Source organism: Phenylobacterium sp. (assembly GCF_004799515.1).
Lineage (GTDB): Bacteria > Pseudomonadota > Alphaproteobacteria > Caulobacterales > Caulobacteraceae > Phenylobacterium.
In genome coordinates this window covers 14,406-28,083 of sequence record NZ_SSMX01000017.1, presented here as the reverse complement: position 1 = coordinate 28,083, position 13,678 = coordinate 14,406, and the positions used below count along the sequence as shown (strand labels likewise).

The window sequence follows — 13,678 nt, the reverse complement described above, 5'->3', positions numbered from 1 at the left end:
TTAGATTGCGCCGCATTTCGTTCAGCCGGATTGCGTCGGCGAGACGTCGGAAGGTTTCGGGCGCAGCATTAACCTCGTCTTGGCCGAGCGCGGGCCATGGTTTCCGCCGATTTTGGGGCCCGAATGCTGGACGACTGGTTCGACGAGCGGTTTGCGGCGGCCGGTGCGAGGAGCTTCCACTTCTCCATCGTTCGACTGCTCATGGCCGGCGTTATCTGGGCGGTGATGGGCCTGGGCGCGGGCTGGCGAGTGGCCGGCGTCTGGGTGATGGTGGTCCTCCTGCTGGAGTGGCCGCTGCGCGAGATTACCCGTCCCATGGCCCGGGGCCTGAAGCTCAGCCGGCTCGAAGCTATCCTCTGTATGCTGATCTACGCGGCGGCGACCCTGGCCTGGAGCGCGGCGGGCGCGATCCTGTGGGACCAGCCGCATGCGGCCAGCCAGCTGGTGGGCGCGGCCTTCTTCGCCGGCCACCTGCTCTATCTCGACACCCACCATGGCCGCTCGATGGGGGCGCTGATCCCAGCCTTGCCGGCGCTGGCCGCGCCGGCCTTGGCGCCTCTGCTGATCCCGCACTACCACGGCGTCGACCAGGCGCTGGTCGAGGTCACCATGCTGGCGGTGGTCGGCCACGCGGTGATCAGCATCGCGGTCAACTTCCACGAGGCGCGCCAGCTGAAGCGCGCCAACGCCGGCCTCGTCGCCGCCCGTGACGAGGCCGAGACCGCGAGCCGGGCCAAGAGCGCCTTCCTGGCCACCATGAGCCACGAGATCCGCACGCCGCTGAATGGCGTGCTGGGCATGGCCCAGGCGATCGCCGCCGAGCGCCGACTGCCCGGCCAGGTGCGCGAACAGGTCGAGGTGATCCGCACCTCCGGCGAGGGCCTGCTGGCGATCCTGAACGACATCTTGGACCTGAGCCGCGTCGAGGCTGGCAAACTGGAGTTGGAGGCGATGGACTTCGACCTGGGCGAGTTGGCCGCCGGCGCGCGCCAGACCTTCGCCCCGTTGGCCGAGGCCAAGGGCGTGGCGGTGGTGCTGGAGATGGGCGAGGGCGCGGCCGGGATCTATCGCGGCGACCCGACACGGGTGCGCCAGATCCTGCACAACCTGATCTCCAATGCGCTGAAGTTCACGGAGAACGGCCGCATCGCGGTGCGCGTGGCGCGCGACGCGGGCGGCGCGGTGCGGTTGAGCGTGGCCGATCAGGGCGTCGGCATCTCGGCCGAGGCCCTGTCGCGGCTGTTCGCCAAGTTCGAGCAGGCTGACGCCTCGACCACCCGGCGCTATGGCGGCGCGGGCCTGGGACTGTCGATCTGCCGCGAGCTGGCCGAGCTGATGGGCGGCTCTATCGGCGCCGAGAGCGAGCCCGGCCACGGGTCGACCTTCACGGTGCTGCTGCCGTTGCCGCGGGTCGGCGACGCCGTGGCGCGGGCGGCGGCGGCCGAAGCCACAGACGCGCCGGTCCGGCCGCTGCGGGTGCTGGCGGCGGAGGATAATGCGGTCAACCAACTGGTGCTCAAGACTCTGCTGGCCCAGGTGGGCGTCCAGCCCGTGCTGGTGTCCGACGGCCGCGCGGCCGTGGAGGCCTGGACGCGGGAGCCCTGGGATCTGATCCTGATGGACGTGCAGATGCCGGTGATGGACGGCCCCACCGCCACGCGGGCGATCCGCGCGGCCGAGGCCAGGACCGGGCGCACCTACACGTCCATCGTGGCCCTGACCGCAAACGCCATGAGCCACCAGGTGGCCGACTATGCGGCGGCGGGAATGGACGGCCACGTGGCCAAGCCGATCGAGGCGGCCAGCCTCTATGCGGCCCTGCGGCTGGCCGAGCTGGACGGGCCGGCCGACGCCGCCCAAGCTGGCGAGGCGGCGCGGGCCTGAGGCAGCGTTCGCCGCCTGTGCGCGTTCACGGACCACGGCGCCGCTTGGCGCATGGGCGAGGTGAGGCTTGGCCGGGACGGCGAAGACGAAAGCGAAGGGCCAACTGGGTGCGGCGGCCCGCGACCTGGGACGGCTGGAGAGCGAGGCAGAACGCCACGCGCCGCCGCTGACCACGCGGGCGGCGCGCTGGCTGTGGCCGGTCCTGTTGCTGGCGGGCCTGAGCGCGCTCGGCTTCGTGGGCCTGTTGGCCGACGAGATCGAGCACGGCCACGCCTTTCGGCTCGACGAGCGGATCCTGCTGGCGCTGCGCCGGCCGGGCGAGCTCGGGACGCCGATCGGGCCGGCTTGGATGACCCAGTCGGCGATCGACCTGTCGGCGCTGGGCGGCTTCACCCTACAATGGCTGCTGGGCGGGGCGACCGTGGGCTATCTGGTCCTGGCGCGGCGCCGCGCCGAGGCGGCCTGGCTGGCGGCCTCGGTCCTCGGCGCCTCGGTCCTCAACGCGGCGATGAAAGAGGTGCTGAAGCGGCCGCGGCCGGAGCTGGTGCCGCACCTAGCGAAGGTGAGCAACGCGAGCTTCCCCAGTGGGCATGCGATGATCTCCGCGGCGGTTTACCTGACGCTGGCGGCCATGCTGGCGGAGAGCCACCGCCGCGCCTCGGGCCGGGCCTACATCATGGCCGCGGCCGGCGCCCTGGTAGTGCTGATCGGGTCGAGCCGGGTCTATCTCGGCGTCCACTGGCCCTCCGACGTCCTGGCCGGCTGGTGCCTGGGCGCGGTCTGGGCCCTGGCGGTCTTCGCCGCCAACCGGGCGCTACGGCGGCGCGTGGCGCATCAGCCGGTTCTGGCGGAGATGGCAAAGGCCTAGCAGCGATGCCTTTTACGGCTAGCTCCGCTTTTATCGCCCGCAGGCTTGCTCAAATTTGACAGGGCGCTCCCTCGAAAGGCTTGGCCACCTACAGAATCCTGCCGATCACCCTCAGGCAGGTCGCGCGAATTCACGATTTCGCGCGCGAATTCACCCCGAATCTTGCTTCCGCCCTGCTTCCGTCGCGCCTAAATCGGGTCCCCCGAGGGGGATTAATTTCGCTAACTCATTGAAAATATGGTGCCGCCGCCGGGACTCGAACCCGGGACCTCAGCCTTACCAAGGATGCGCTCTACCACTGAGCTACGGCGGCGAAAGGCGAGGCGGGGGCTATAGCCAAAGCCGACGGGCGCGTGAAGCCCCAATCCGCGCGGGGCAGGCTTGACCGGGGAGACCGAGCGCCGCACCCCTTCGATATGACGTCACCACCGAGCCCGCCGAAGGACCCCGTCAGCGATCGCGAGGCCAAGCTCGCCCAAGCGTTGCGCGCCAACCTGCGGCGGCGCAAGACGGGCGCGAAGCCACAAGCGCCGGGCAAGGACGATTCGGAACAGCCTGAAGAGACGTGAGGGCCTTTGCGGCGGGGAAGCCGCACGCTAGATAACAATCTTGAAGGCTGCCCCCGCGACTCCCGAAAGCGCGGCCGTTTCGAAGGATTGGGATTGGACCGCATCGCCATTACCGGCGGCGCGCGGCTGCAGGGGGAAATCCCGATCAGCGGCGCCAAGAACTCCGCCATCAAGCTGATGGCTGCGAGCCTTTTGACAGAAGACACCCTGAGGCTAACCAACATGCCGAGGCTGGCGGACACCCGCTTCCTGGGCAAGTTGCTGCAGCGCCTGGGGACAGAGGTCGTGGAATCCGAGGGGGAGGATGGCCCCGAGACCCTGTTGCGTACGCGCGAGATCGTCAGCGCCATCGCCCCCTACGACCTAGTCCGGCAGATGCGGGCCTCGTTCAACGTGCTGGGGCCATTGGTGGCCCGCACGGGGCAGGCGAAGGTCTCGCTGCCCGGCGGCTGCACCATCGGCGCGCGGCCGGTCGACCTGCATCTGAAGGTGTTGGAGACGCTTGGCGCGCGGATCGATCTGCATGAAGGCTATGTTTACGCCCAGGCCCCGCGTGGCCTGAGCGGCGCGCACATCGACTTCCCCTTCGTCTCGGTCGGCGCCACGGAGCACGCCATGCTGGCGGCGGTGCTGGCGGACGGCGAGACGACGATCACCAACGCGGCCTGTGAGCCGGAGATGATCGACCTGGCCAATTGCCTGAACGCAATGGGCGCCAAGGTGAGCGGGGCAGGGACCTCCGCCATCCGAATCCAGGGCGTCGGCCGGCTGCATGGGGCGACCTACGCGGTGATGCCCGATCGGATCGAGACCGGCACCTATGCGGTGGCCGCGGCCATGGCCGGCGGGGAAGTGCGGCTGACCCGCACCCGCAGCGACTTCATCCAGGCGCTAATCGACAAGATGGTCGAGGCCGGCGTGGAGGTGACGCCGCACAACGATGGCCTGACGGTCCGGCGCAACGGCGCGCTGTTGAAGGCCGTCGAAGTAGAGACGGGCGTCTATCCCGGCTTCGCCACCGACCTCCAGGCCCAGTTCATGGCGCTGATGACGCTGGCCGACGGCGAAAGCGTCATCAAGGAGAACATCTTCGAGAACCGCTTCATGCACGCGCCGGAACTGTCGCGGCTGGGCGCCGATATCAGCGTGCAGGGCGGCGAGGCCCGGGTGCGTGGCGTGGCCTCGCTGGAAGGCGCCCAGGTGATGGCCACGGATCTGCGGGCCTCAGTGAGCCTGGTGATCGCGGGCCTCGCGGCCCATGGCGAGACCATGGTCAACCGCGTCTATCATCTGGATCGGGGCTTCGAACGCCTCGAGGAAAAGCTCGGCGCCTGCGGCGCCAATATCCGCCGCATCAAGGGCGACGGCGAGGGCGGCGAGGATTGAGCCGATGGCCAAGACCGCGCCGCTCCGTCTGCTGGCCCAGGACGCCGACGATCTAGCGATCATCTCAGCGGCCATGCAGGACGCCGTCGCCAAGGTGGGCGACATCTCCTACGAGCCAAAGGCGCGGCTGCTGACGGTGGCCTTCAACCGCTTCTGCTGGGAGGCGGGCGGCCATGAGCGGGTGCGTTCGGGCGTGCAGTTCGGCGGCGTCCTGCAGGTGCAGACCCGCAAGATCCGCAAAGGCGCGCGAGACGCGGTGCTGGACGTCCTGGCGGTGACGTTCGAACCGGGTGAGGCGCCGGGCGGCACGATCACCATCAGCTGCGCGGGCGGCGGCGACCTGCGGGCTGTGGTGGAATGCGTAGACGCCGTGCTGGCGGATGTGTCCCAGCGCTGGCCCACGCCGCGCACGCCAGCGCATCAGGACTAGCCGCGCGGGGCCATGGCGCTCGCGGGCCCGCGCGGCTAAAGAAGCCGCGCATGCGCCGCTTCCGCCTTACCGATCCCGATTTCGAGACCGCATTTTCCGCCTTCGTCGATGAACGCCGCGAAACGCCGGAAGATGTCGACGCCGTCGTCCGCGATGTGATCGCCGCGGTGCGGGCGGACGGGCTCGCCGCCTTGCTGCGCTTCGCGAGGGATTTTGACGGCCTGGACCTGGACGAAAACTCGCTGCGGGTCAGCGAGGCGGAGATCGAGGCGGGCGCCCGGGCGTGCCCCGAACCGGTCCGCGAGGCCATAGCCTTCGCCGCCGAACGCATCCGCAGCTATCACGCCCGCCAGCGGCCGGCGGATCTGCGCTTCACCGACGAGGCCGGCGTGGAGTTGGGCTGGCGCTGGACGCCGCTGGAGGCCGTCGGAATCTATGTGCCGGGCGGGCGGGCCGCCTATCCTTCGACCGTGCTGATGAACGCGGTGCCCGCCGCGGTGGCCGGCGTCGAACGCATCGCCATGGTCACCCCGCCGGGCCGGTTGCAGCCGGCGGTGCTGGCCGCGGCGAAGGCGGCGGGCGTGCAAGAGATTTGGCGGGTTGGAGGGGCTCAGGCCGTGGCGGCCCTGGCCTATGGCGCGGGGCCGATCCGGCCTGTGGACAAGATCGTGGGGCCCGGCAACGCCTTCGTGACCGCCGCCAAGCGGCGGGTCTATGGCGCGGTCGGCATCGATGCGCTCGCGGGGCCCTCGGAGATCGTGGTCGTCGCGGACGGCGCGAATCGCCCCGACTGGATCGCCGCCGACCTCCTGTCCCAAGCCGAGCACGACCCGGCGGCCCAATCCATCCTGATCACCGACGACGAGGTGTTCGCCAGCCGGGTCGAGGCCGCCGTCGCCGATCAGCTGACCACGCTTTCGACCGGAAAGGACGCCGCCGCCTCCTGGCGCGACCATGGCGCGGTGATCATCGCGCCGTTGCACGACGCGCCGCGCCTGGTGGATCGGATCGCGCCGGAACACGTTGAATTCGCGGTGGACGACCCCGAGCGGCTGGCCGACCGGGTGCGGCATGCTGGCGCGATCTTCCTGGGCCGTCATGCGCCGGAAGCTATTGGGGACTATGTAGCGGGCTCCAACCACGTGTTGCCCACCAGTCGGGCGGCGCGGTTCTCGTCAGGGCTCTCGCTCTATGACTTCCTCAAAAGGACCTCGATCGTAAGATGCGACGAAGCGGCGTTTGCGCGCCTGGCGCCGGCGACGGTGGCCTTGGCGGAAGCGGAGGGGCTGCCGGCGCACGCCCGTTCGGCGGCGATTCGGATGGGGCAGGGATGAGCGCCGAGCCGGACGCCCCCAAAACCGCGGCGAGCGCCTGGTTCAAGATCCTCGCGCCCTATCGCGAGCCGGTGACCGGCCGCAGCATCTTCGAGATCGTGGTCACCGTCGCCCCATTGCTGGCGATTTGGGTTGTCGCCTGGGCGCTGCATGCGCATGGGCTCTGGTGGGCGGCGTTGTTGCTGACGATTCCGGCGTCCGGCTTCCTGATTCGCCTCTTCATGATCCAGCACGACTGCGGCCATGGCGCATTCTTCCGCCAGCGGCAGGCCAACGAGTGGGTCGGCCGGATCGCCGGCGTCTTCACCCTGACGCCCTATCACTACTGGCGCCAGACCCACGCCCTGCATCACGCGACCTCAGGCAACCTGGACCGCCGCAGCGGCCTGGGTGAGATCGAGACCCTGACCGTCGCGGAGTATCGCGCGCTCCCGCCCCTGCGCCGGTTTGGCTATCGGCTCTATCGCCATCCGCTGGTGATGTTCGGCCTGGGCCCGATCTATGTGTTCCTCATCAGCCAGCGGCTGCCGATCGGCATGATGCGTCAGGGCTGGCGGCCTTGGGCCAGCGTGATCGGCAACAGCCTGGCCGCGCTGGTGGGCGTAAGCGCCCTGGTCTGGATCTTCGGTGTGGCGCCCGTGCTGATCGTCAATGTCGTGACGATGGTGTTGGCGGCGACCATGGGCGTCTGGCTCTTCTATGTGCAGCACCAGTATGAGGGCGCGGCCTGGGCGCGGACCGGCCAATGGAACCGTGACGAGGCGGCCTTGGCCGGCAGTTCGCACTATGACCTGCCGCAACCGTTGCGCTGGTTCACCGGCAACATCGGCATCCACCACGTGCATCATCTGTCGAGCCGCATCCCCTTCTACAAGCTGGACAAGGTGCTGCGGGACCACCCCGAACTCGACGCCATGGGACGGCTGGGTTTCTGGGAGAGCTTCCGTTGCGCGCGCCTGACCCTTTGGGACGAGGCGACTGGGCGGCTGGTCTCCTTCCGGGAAGCGCGCCAGGCGGTCTGAGCGCGCCTGTTCGCAGGTGCGGGATGACGGCGGGGGGCGGAATGCCATAAAGCTGGGGCACGCCCCCGGGACGCCATGGCCGACGACGACCGCCAGATCCACCGCTTGCAGAGCGTCGAGCTCGACGAGGAGTCGCTCGCGGCGGTGTCGCGCGACCAGGAGCAGGAACGGCAGATCGCGATCTTCGACCTGCTGGAGGAGAATCGATTCCATCCAGAGGGCGCCGAAGGCGGCCCCTACGATCTCAGGATGGGGCTGGTGGAAAATCGCCTCGTGCTCGATGTGCGCGGGCCGGACTACGAGCGGCGGCACATCCTGTCGCTCTCGCCATTCCGCGGGCTGATCAAGGACTACTTCCTGATCTGCGAGAGCTACTATCAGGCGATCCGCAACTCCACGCCGGCGCAGATCGAGGCCCTGGATATGGGCCGGCGCGGCCTGCACAACGAAGCCTCGCAGCTGTTGCAGACGCGGCTTTCGGGCAAGGTCGACACCGATCTCGACACGGCGCGGCGGCTGTTCACGCTGATCTGCGCTCTGCACTGGCGAGGCTAGGGGCCGATGTCGGCAGACGCCCCGCCGCCGCTGATCGGGGCCGTGCTGTTCGCCTGCAACCTCAACCAGGTGCGTTCGCCCATGGCCGAGGCGCTGCTGAAGCGCCTAGTCGGCACCCGGATCTATGTGGACAGCTGCGGCCTCAGGCGGCCGGCCCTGGTCCACGACGATGTCCGAGACGAGGACGTGGAGGCGGGCGTCGATCCTTTTGCCCAGGCGGTGCTGGCCGAAATCGGCTGCGATGTCGGGCGCCATCGCCCCAAGACCTTCACCGAGCTGGAGGACTCCTCGTTCGACCTCGTGATCTCGCTGACGCCGGAGGCCCAACACCGCGCGGTCGAGTTGGCGCGCGGGCGGGCAGCGGAGATCGAGTACTGGCCAACCCACGATCCAACGTTGGCGGACGGATCGCGCGAGGCGCGCCTGGAGGCCTATCGCGAGGTTCGCGACACCCTGGCCCGGCGCATCGCCACACGCTTTGGCGCGGCCTGAACGCCTCGCCCATCGACCTCTCCCCGAACCGTGCGCTATAGTTCCAGCCGCTAGATACGGCTCGCGACCTGGTTTAAGGCGCGGGCCGTCATTTTATCCTCGGTTTGGAGCCTGCATGGCGAAAGAAGAATTATTGGAATTCCCGGGCACGGTGAGCGAAGTCCTGCCCAACGCGACGTTCCGCGTGAAGCTTGAGAACGACCACGAGATCATCGCCCACACGGCCGGTAAGATGCGCAAGAACCGCATCCGGGTGTCGGCCGGCGATAAGGTGCTTGTGGAGATGACGCCCTACGACCTCACCAAGGGCCGCATCACGTTCCGCGTCCGCTAGACGCGTCCGGCTAAGTGCCGCAATCGCCGCAGCGCCTGGTGCTGGCCTCCGCAAGCCCGAGGCGGCTCGACCTCCTGCGCCAGATCGGCCTTGAGCCGGATCTGGTCGACGCCGCCGAGGTCGACGAATCTCCCTTGAAAGATGAGACGCCACGCCAGCTCGCCGGGCGTCTAGCCGCCGATAAGGCTGCGAGCGTCCACGCGCGCCACGCCGACGTCCATGTGCTCGCCGCCGACACGGTGGTGGCCTTAGGCCGTCGCGTGTTGCCCAAAGCCGAGGCGGCCTGCGAGGTGGAAGCTTGCCTGCGGCTGCTGTCCGGCCGCGCGCACCGGGTGCTGACCGGCCTCTGCGCGATCGCGCCGGGCGGGCGGCGGGCGAGACGGTTAGTCGAGAGCCGCGTCCATTTCAAACGGCTCACCGATGCCGACATCGCCGCCTATCTCGCGGCCGGGGAGGGCGAGGGCAAGGCGGGAGGCTATGCGATCCAGGGCCGCGCCGGCGCCTTCGTAACGGCCTTGCAGGGCTCCTATTCCGGCGTCGTCGGCCTGCCGCTTTATGAAGCGGCGAGTCTGCTGACCGGCCTGGGATATCGTCGGCCATGAACGAACGGCGCGCCTGGCTGGACCGCGGGATTGGGGAGACGCGCGGCGTCGTGACCCTCGACGGGCGGCCCGAGCGGCTGCTGATCCGCCGCCATGACGACGAGCCGCGGCTTCTGCTGGGCGCGCGCTTGGTGGCGCGGGTCGCCAGCCTGGAGCCGGCGCTCTCTACGGCCTTCCTGGAGCTGGGCGGCGGAGCGGAGGCGATCCTGCCCTTCAAGCCCGACGCTCGCCCGGTCCGCGGCCAGGCGCTTGAGATCGAGATCCGGGGTGAGCCGCGGCGGGGAAAGCTGGCGGTGGCCCGAGTTCTGGGGCCGGCCGAGGGCGAACCGCGTCTGTTGTCCGCGCCTGACCTGCTCGCCGACCTCGCGGCGCTCTCGCATGGCGCGGCGCTGACGCAGGGCGGGCCGGCGCGCCAGGTCGCCGACGAGGCTGAGGCCGAAGCCCTGGAGATCCTGCATCCCCTTCCGGGCGGCGGCCTGATCGCCATCGAACCCACGCGCGCCCTGACGGCGGTGGACGTCGACCTTTCGGACCGCAAGGGCGGCGACGCCAAGCGCGTGACCCGCCAAGCCAACCTCGCGGCCCTGGCCACCGCGGCGCGCTTGCTACGGCTCAAGGGGCTGGGCGGCATCGTCGTCTTCGATCTCGTCGGGCGTGGCCATGACGGGAACGCCCTGATGGCCGCCGCCCGCGCCGCCTTCGCGCCGGACAATCCTGGTGTGGCGATCGGGCCGGTCGGCCGCTTCGGGACCATGGAGCTGTCGCTGCCCAGACGCGTCCAGCCGCTCGCCGAGCGGCTCCTGCTGGAGGACGGCGCCTTGTCCGACCGCACGCTCGCCCAGCGCCTCATCCGCCGGCTGGAGGCGGAGGCCGCCGCACAGCCCGGCGCGCGCTTGACCGCAACCTGCGCCCCGTCTGTGGCCGAGGCCGCCACACCGCTGGGCGCCCTGCTCGCCGAACGGATCGGCGCCCGTTTCACCATCGCCGCCGAAGCCGGACGACCGCGGGAGCGCTGGGACGTGAGGACAACGCGGTGAGTGCGGCGAAATGCCCGGTCTGCGGGCGGCCTGCTGCGCCGCAACACCGGCCGTTCTGTTCGCCGCGCTGCGGCGACCTGGACCTGCATCGATGGCTTAGCGGCGGCTATGTGGCGCCGGCCGCAGAAGAGCCCGACGAGCCGGCCGAACCGTCCGATGAGGACTGATAAGGCCCTCGCTGGACTTCCGCAGGCGCCTCTTCTATAGACGCGGCTCCCCGCGATAGCGGCTTCGCCTGGGTAGCTCAGTTGGTAGAGCAGCGGATTGAAAATCCGCGTGTCGGTGGTTCGAATCCGCCCCCAGGCACCATTCCCCGCAGAAAATCAAATAGTTACGAGAATTTTGGGGGCCGCGAGGGGGGCTTTTGTGCTAGCCTTTGAGTCTAGTGAATCGAATAAATGTCTCGAAATTTCAATGAGATGTTCCGATTTCCGGAATGGAAAACGGCCGGGGCGTAAATCTACCTAGAGTCGGCGTTCGGTAAGGGGCAGGGGGGACGCTCGCAGAATCGCCAACATCTGGAAATTGCGAAAGAATCGGTTCCGCTGTGGATCAGCGGATGCGCTTTACGAGACAAGCGGATGGTCCGCCTCGCCAAGGGCGGCGGTCGGTGCAGGAGACTGATGTCTCAACGGGCAGCGCTAGTGATGTTACGCGCCTGTATGGAGGATTTTCTTCGGTCGCTTCTGAAATGGCGGGTTCCCGGGCATTCATGCCCGCCTCGAACCGCAGGCTCGTTCGTCCGCTCCCCTGCTACTTCTCGCCGACTTCGCATGACGCGCAATCTGCCGCCGAAGGTCCGAACTCCGGCGCGAACCCAACTTCCGCATCTGGCGCATCGCAGACATTCGACCGGCCTAGTCGTCGGACTGGAGGATCGTCACCTCCGACGCTAGCCCGCGCTTCGCTTTGGGCGACCGCCGCGCTTTCCGTTCTCGCGGGAGGCGAGGGCGCGGGCTTCACGCCGGGTCCAATCCATAGGGCCGAGAAAGCCTTCGAGCAGACGCGACACTGTGAAATCCGCATCCATTCGCGGGAAGTGCAGGGTGCTGCCGACACCCTCGACCGTGACACCAACAAGGTCCTCGGCGGCCGCTTCCGCCAGCCCTGGGGCAAGCCGAGGGTCGAAAGCGAATTCGATTCCCGTATCCAGCCCCACCACGACCCGCTCTGAGCGGCGATCAAATCGGGCTTTTACTGCGCGAGGCGTCGCGTGAGCGAACCGGCCACGGACGCCCGCAGCCTTGAAGGCCGTCTCATCAACCAGTTTGAACTCAGCCATGGATCTCATCCCAAGTCTTGCAGCAGTCGGCTAGGTTGGGAGACGTCGATGTCGATCCGTCCAAGCCCTCCGCGAACGTGAAGGCCGCCGTTCGGTGCTCGGCAAACCCATTCGGGTAAGGGAATAGTGTGTCGGCCAAAGGTCGTTGACGGATAGGCATGGGGATCCAGCCGAACGCAATCAGCCGTTTCCGGGGTGAACCAGAGCCAGCGATGCTCGTGCCGATCCGAGATGCCCAATTCACCCGTCGCTACTGCGGTGGAGGTGCGTTTTCCAATCAGAAGTGACCCGTCGGTGATGTCGGGCGCGGTTTTCCATTGATCCGGCGAGCAAGCCTTGATTTCGCAAGTGGAAGCTGGCGATTGAAAATCCGCGTGTCGGTGGTTCGAATCCGCCCCCAGGCACCATCCTTCCTGAACAGGGTTCAGCTGGCGTCTCCGGCCTCACCGGCGGCAGAGGCGGGCGGTCCGTCGCCCGGCGGATGAAACCGCTGGCGACTGTTCCTCAGCCGCCTTCCCGCCCAATTCGCTTGCAATCTGTGCAGATTACAGGCGTGAAATACATGCCGCAGTGCAACATTAATTTCCCGTAAGGGTAGAAAAGCGGCGGCCGCCTCTTCGATGAAGATTTGTGCACCGCAGTACGTCCTAGGGCGCCATCGAACTTTCGCAAGACCCCGTTATCGTGTGCCCCCTTGACGCCTCATTAAGGGGTTGCCAAAGGACCCGAGCCGCAAGTCTAAGATAGCGGTAAGACCTCAGACGCCCCCCGGGGCAGAAGAGATCGCCTCGCGCCTTCGAAACGTTGCCCCTTCATTCGTGTTGGGAGCACGCGTTGCGGGTCGCGGCGCAGCGACAGCGGCCCGACGTCACGGACCGAGAAATCGGTCCACGGTGTCGGGATTGTTTCAACTAGGGTGGAGACGCTCTCGCGCGACGACCCTCCGGCCAATCGTGCTAGACCAACCAGGAACTGGCGACAGATGTTCGACAACAAACTGAAGACCCCTTTCATCGCTCTCATCGGCGCTGTTGCGCTGTTGGCGAGCGCTCCGGCGTTCGCCCAGAACGCCGCCCCCGCTGCTGCGGCGCCCGCCGCCGCAGCTCCTGCGGACGCGGCCGCCGCGCCCGCCGCCGCTCCGGCTGGCGACGCCTCTTCGGCGGACGCCAGCCTGCCCCCGCAAATGAAGCACGCGGGTAAGATGGGCATCGGCACCATGTTCATGGACGCCAAGCCCGTCGTGAAGGTCGTGATGACCGGTCTCTTCCTGGCCTCGGTGTTCTCCTGGGCCATGCTGATCATGAAGCTGGTGGAATTCCGCTCCCTCAACCGCACCTCGGACAACTTCCTCGAAGCTTTCCGCGGCGCGAAGTCGATCAACGACATGGGCCGCATCGCGGTCTCTGAAGAGTTCGACGGCAACCCGCTGGCCGACATGGCCGCCGCGGCCGCCCAAGAGGTGGAACTCAGCCGTCAGGCTGGTCTGCACGTCGCCGGCGAACACCGCGAAACGACCCTCAACCGCGCCGAACACGCGGTGTCGGCCGTCCAGGCCTCGCTGACCCGCCGCCTCTCCAGCGGCATGCAGTTCTTGGCCTCGGTCGGTTCCAACGGTCCGTTCATCGGCCTGTTCGGCACCGTGTACGGGATCATGGACTCGTTCATCGGGATCGCGAACACCAACACCACCAACCTTGCGGTTGTGGCGCCCGGCATCGCCGAGGCTCTGCTGGCCACGGGTCTGGGCCTGTTCGCCGCCATTCCGTCGGTTATCTTCTACAACTACTTCCAGACGCGGATCTCCGCCTACGGCGCCCGTACGGAAGGCTTTGTGGCTGAGCTGATGAACGCGATCTCCCGGCAGCTCGACAAAGGAGCCTAAG

General features: G+C 68.1%; 14 protein-coding genes and 2 tRNA genes. 14 read left to right on the top strand and 2 right to left on the bottom strand.

Annotation, left to right across the window (positions count from 1 at the left end; translation table 11 throughout):
* Positions 1-123 precede the first annotated feature (123 nt).
* Positions 124-1,884 carry an ATP-binding protein gene (locus E8A49_RS07055; protein ID WP_293378171.1) on the top strand — a complete coding sequence of 587 codons (1,761 nt, stop codon included), beginning with the start codon at positions 124-126 and terminating at the stop codon, positions 1,882-1,884.
* A 67-nt stretch (positions 1,885-1,951) separates the two neighbouring features.
* Entirely contained in the window at positions 1,952-2,752 is an 801-nt protein-coding gene (locus E8A49_RS07050) for a phosphatase PAP2 family protein (RefSeq protein ID WP_293378168.1), read from the top strand.
* Between the two features lie 238 nt (positions 2,753-2,990).
* Here the strand turns inward: E8A49_RS07050 and E8A49_RS07045 are convergent.
* Positions 2,991-3,065 (bottom strand) — tRNA-Thr (locus E8A49_RS07045).
* Between the two features lie 349 nt (positions 3,066-3,414).
* Between E8A49_RS07045 and murA the strand changes: the two genes are divergently transcribed.
* The 11 genes from murA (at position 3,415) to E8A49_RS06990 (ending at position 10,822) form a co-directional block, all read left to right on the top strand.
* A complete protein-coding gene (gene murA, locus E8A49_RS07040; RefSeq protein ID WP_293378165.1) occupies positions 3,415-4,707 on the top strand; it encodes a UDP-N-acetylglucosamine 1-carboxyvinyltransferase in 1,293 nt (430 codons plus the stop codon).
* 4 nt (positions 4,708-4,711) lie between these two features.
* Complete coding sequence (locus E8A49_RS07035; RefSeq protein WP_293378162.1) at positions 4,712-5,137, top strand: DUF2948 family protein; 426 nt, start codon at positions 4,712-4,714, stop codon at positions 5,135-5,137.
* A gap of 50 nt (positions 5,138-5,187) precedes the next feature.
* On the top strand, positions 5,188-6,471 hold the full coding sequence (gene hisD, locus E8A49_RS07030; RefSeq protein WP_293378159.1) for a histidinol dehydrogenase: 1,284 nt from the start codon (positions 5,188-5,190) through the stop codon (positions 6,469-6,471).
* Complete coding sequence (locus tag E8A49_RS07025; RefSeq protein WP_293378156.1) at positions 6,468-7,493, top strand: fatty acid desaturase; 1,026 nt, start codon at positions 6,468-6,470, stop codon at positions 7,491-7,493. The genes hisD and E8A49_RS07025 overlap by 4 nt, the downstream gene beginning before the upstream one ends.
* Positions 7,494-7,568: 75 nt before the next feature.
* Complete coding sequence (locus tag E8A49_RS07020) at positions 7,569-8,048, top strand: UPF0262 family protein (RefSeq protein WP_293378153.1); 480 nt, start codon at positions 7,569-7,571, stop codon at positions 8,046-8,048.
* Positions 8,049-8,054: 6 nt separating this feature from the next.
* Positions 8,055-8,540, top strand: coding sequence for a low molecular weight phosphatase family protein (locus E8A49_RS07015; protein WP_293378150.1), 486 nt, complete (start codon positions 8,055-8,057; stop codon positions 8,538-8,540).
* Between the two features lie 115 nt (positions 8,541-8,655).
* Positions 8,656-8,874, top strand: a complete 219-nt coding sequence (infA, locus tag E8A49_RS07010; protein WP_111458197.1) for a translation initiation factor IF-1 — start codon at positions 8,656-8,658, stop codon at positions 8,872-8,874.
* A gap of 14 nt (positions 8,875-8,888) precedes the next feature.
* Positions 8,889-9,476: a Maf family nucleotide pyrophosphatase gene (locus E8A49_RS07005; protein WP_293378147.1), complete on the top strand. Its 588-nt coding sequence runs from the start codon at positions 8,889-8,891 to the stop codon at positions 9,474-9,476.
* On the top strand, positions 9,473-10,513 hold the full coding sequence (locus E8A49_RS07000; protein ID WP_293378144.1) for a ribonuclease E/G: 1,041 nt from the start codon (positions 9,473-9,475) through the stop codon (positions 10,511-10,513). The genes E8A49_RS07005 and E8A49_RS07000 overlap by 4 nt, the downstream gene beginning before the upstream one ends.
* Complete coding sequence (gene yacG, locus E8A49_RS06995; RefSeq protein WP_293378141.1) at positions 10,510-10,680, top strand: DNA gyrase inhibitor YacG; 171 nt, start codon at positions 10,510-10,512, stop codon at positions 10,678-10,680. The genes E8A49_RS07000 and yacG overlap by 4 nt, the downstream gene beginning before the upstream one ends.
* 66 nt (positions 10,681-10,746) lie before the next feature.
* Positions 10,747-10,822, top strand: a tRNA-Phe gene (locus E8A49_RS06990).
* Positions 10,823-11,405: 583 nt separating this feature from the next.
* On the opposite strand, the gene E8A49_RS06985 is transcribed toward E8A49_RS06990, so the two are convergent.
* A complete protein-coding gene (locus E8A49_RS06985; protein WP_293378138.1) occupies positions 11,406-11,795 on the bottom strand; it encodes a DUF2442 domain-containing protein in 390 nt (129 codons plus the stop codon).
* Positions 11,796-12,777: 982 nt separating this feature from the next.
* On the opposite strand from E8A49_RS06985, the gene E8A49_RS06980 reads away from it, so the two are divergent.
* Complete coding sequence (locus E8A49_RS06980; protein ID WP_293378135.1) at positions 12,778-13,677, top strand: MotA/TolQ/ExbB proton channel family protein; 900 nt, start codon at positions 12,778-12,780, stop codon at positions 13,675-13,677.
* The last annotated feature ends 1 nt before the right edge of the window (position 13,678 follow it).

Bases quoted from the DNA above. Each gene is read 5' to 3' on its own strand.
- E8A49_RS07055 (WP_293378171.1), top strand. From the start codon at position 124: ATGCTGGACGACTGGTTCGACGAGCGGTTTGCGGCGGCCGGTGCGAGG.
- E8A49_RS07035 (WP_293378162.1), top strand. From the start codon at position 4,712: ATGGCCAAGACCGCGCCGCTCCGTCTGCTGGCCCAGGACGCCGACGAT.
- hisD (WP_293378159.1), top strand. From the start codon at position 5,188: ATGCGCCGCTTCCGCCTTACCGATCCCGATTTCGAGACCGCATTTTCC.
- E8A49_RS07025 (WP_293378156.1), top strand. From the start codon at position 6,468: ATGAGCGCCGAGCCGGACGCCCCCAAAACCGCGGCGAGCGCCTGGTTC.
- E8A49_RS07020 (WP_293378153.1), top strand. From the start codon at position 7,569: ATGGCCGACGACGACCGCCAGATCCACCGCTTGCAGAGCGTCGAGCTC.
- E8A49_RS07015 (WP_293378150.1), top strand. From the start codon at position 8,055: ATGTCGGCAGACGCCCCGCCGCCGCTGATCGGGGCCGTGCTGTTCGCC.
- infA (WP_111458197.1), top strand. From the start codon at position 8,656: ATGGCGAAAGAAGAATTATTGGAATTCCCGGGCACGGTGAGCGAAGTC.
- E8A49_RS07000 (WP_293378144.1), top strand. From the start codon at position 9,473: ATGAACGAACGGCGCGCCTGGCTGGACCGCGGGATTGGGGAGACGCGC.
- E8A49_RS06985 (WP_293378138.1), bottom strand. From the start codon at position 11,795: ATGGCTGAGTTCAAACTGGTTGATGAGACGGCCTTCAAGGCTGCGGGC.
- E8A49_RS06980 (WP_293378135.1), top strand. From the start codon at position 12,778: ATGTTCGACAACAAACTGAAGACCCCTTTCATCGCTCTCATCGGCGCT.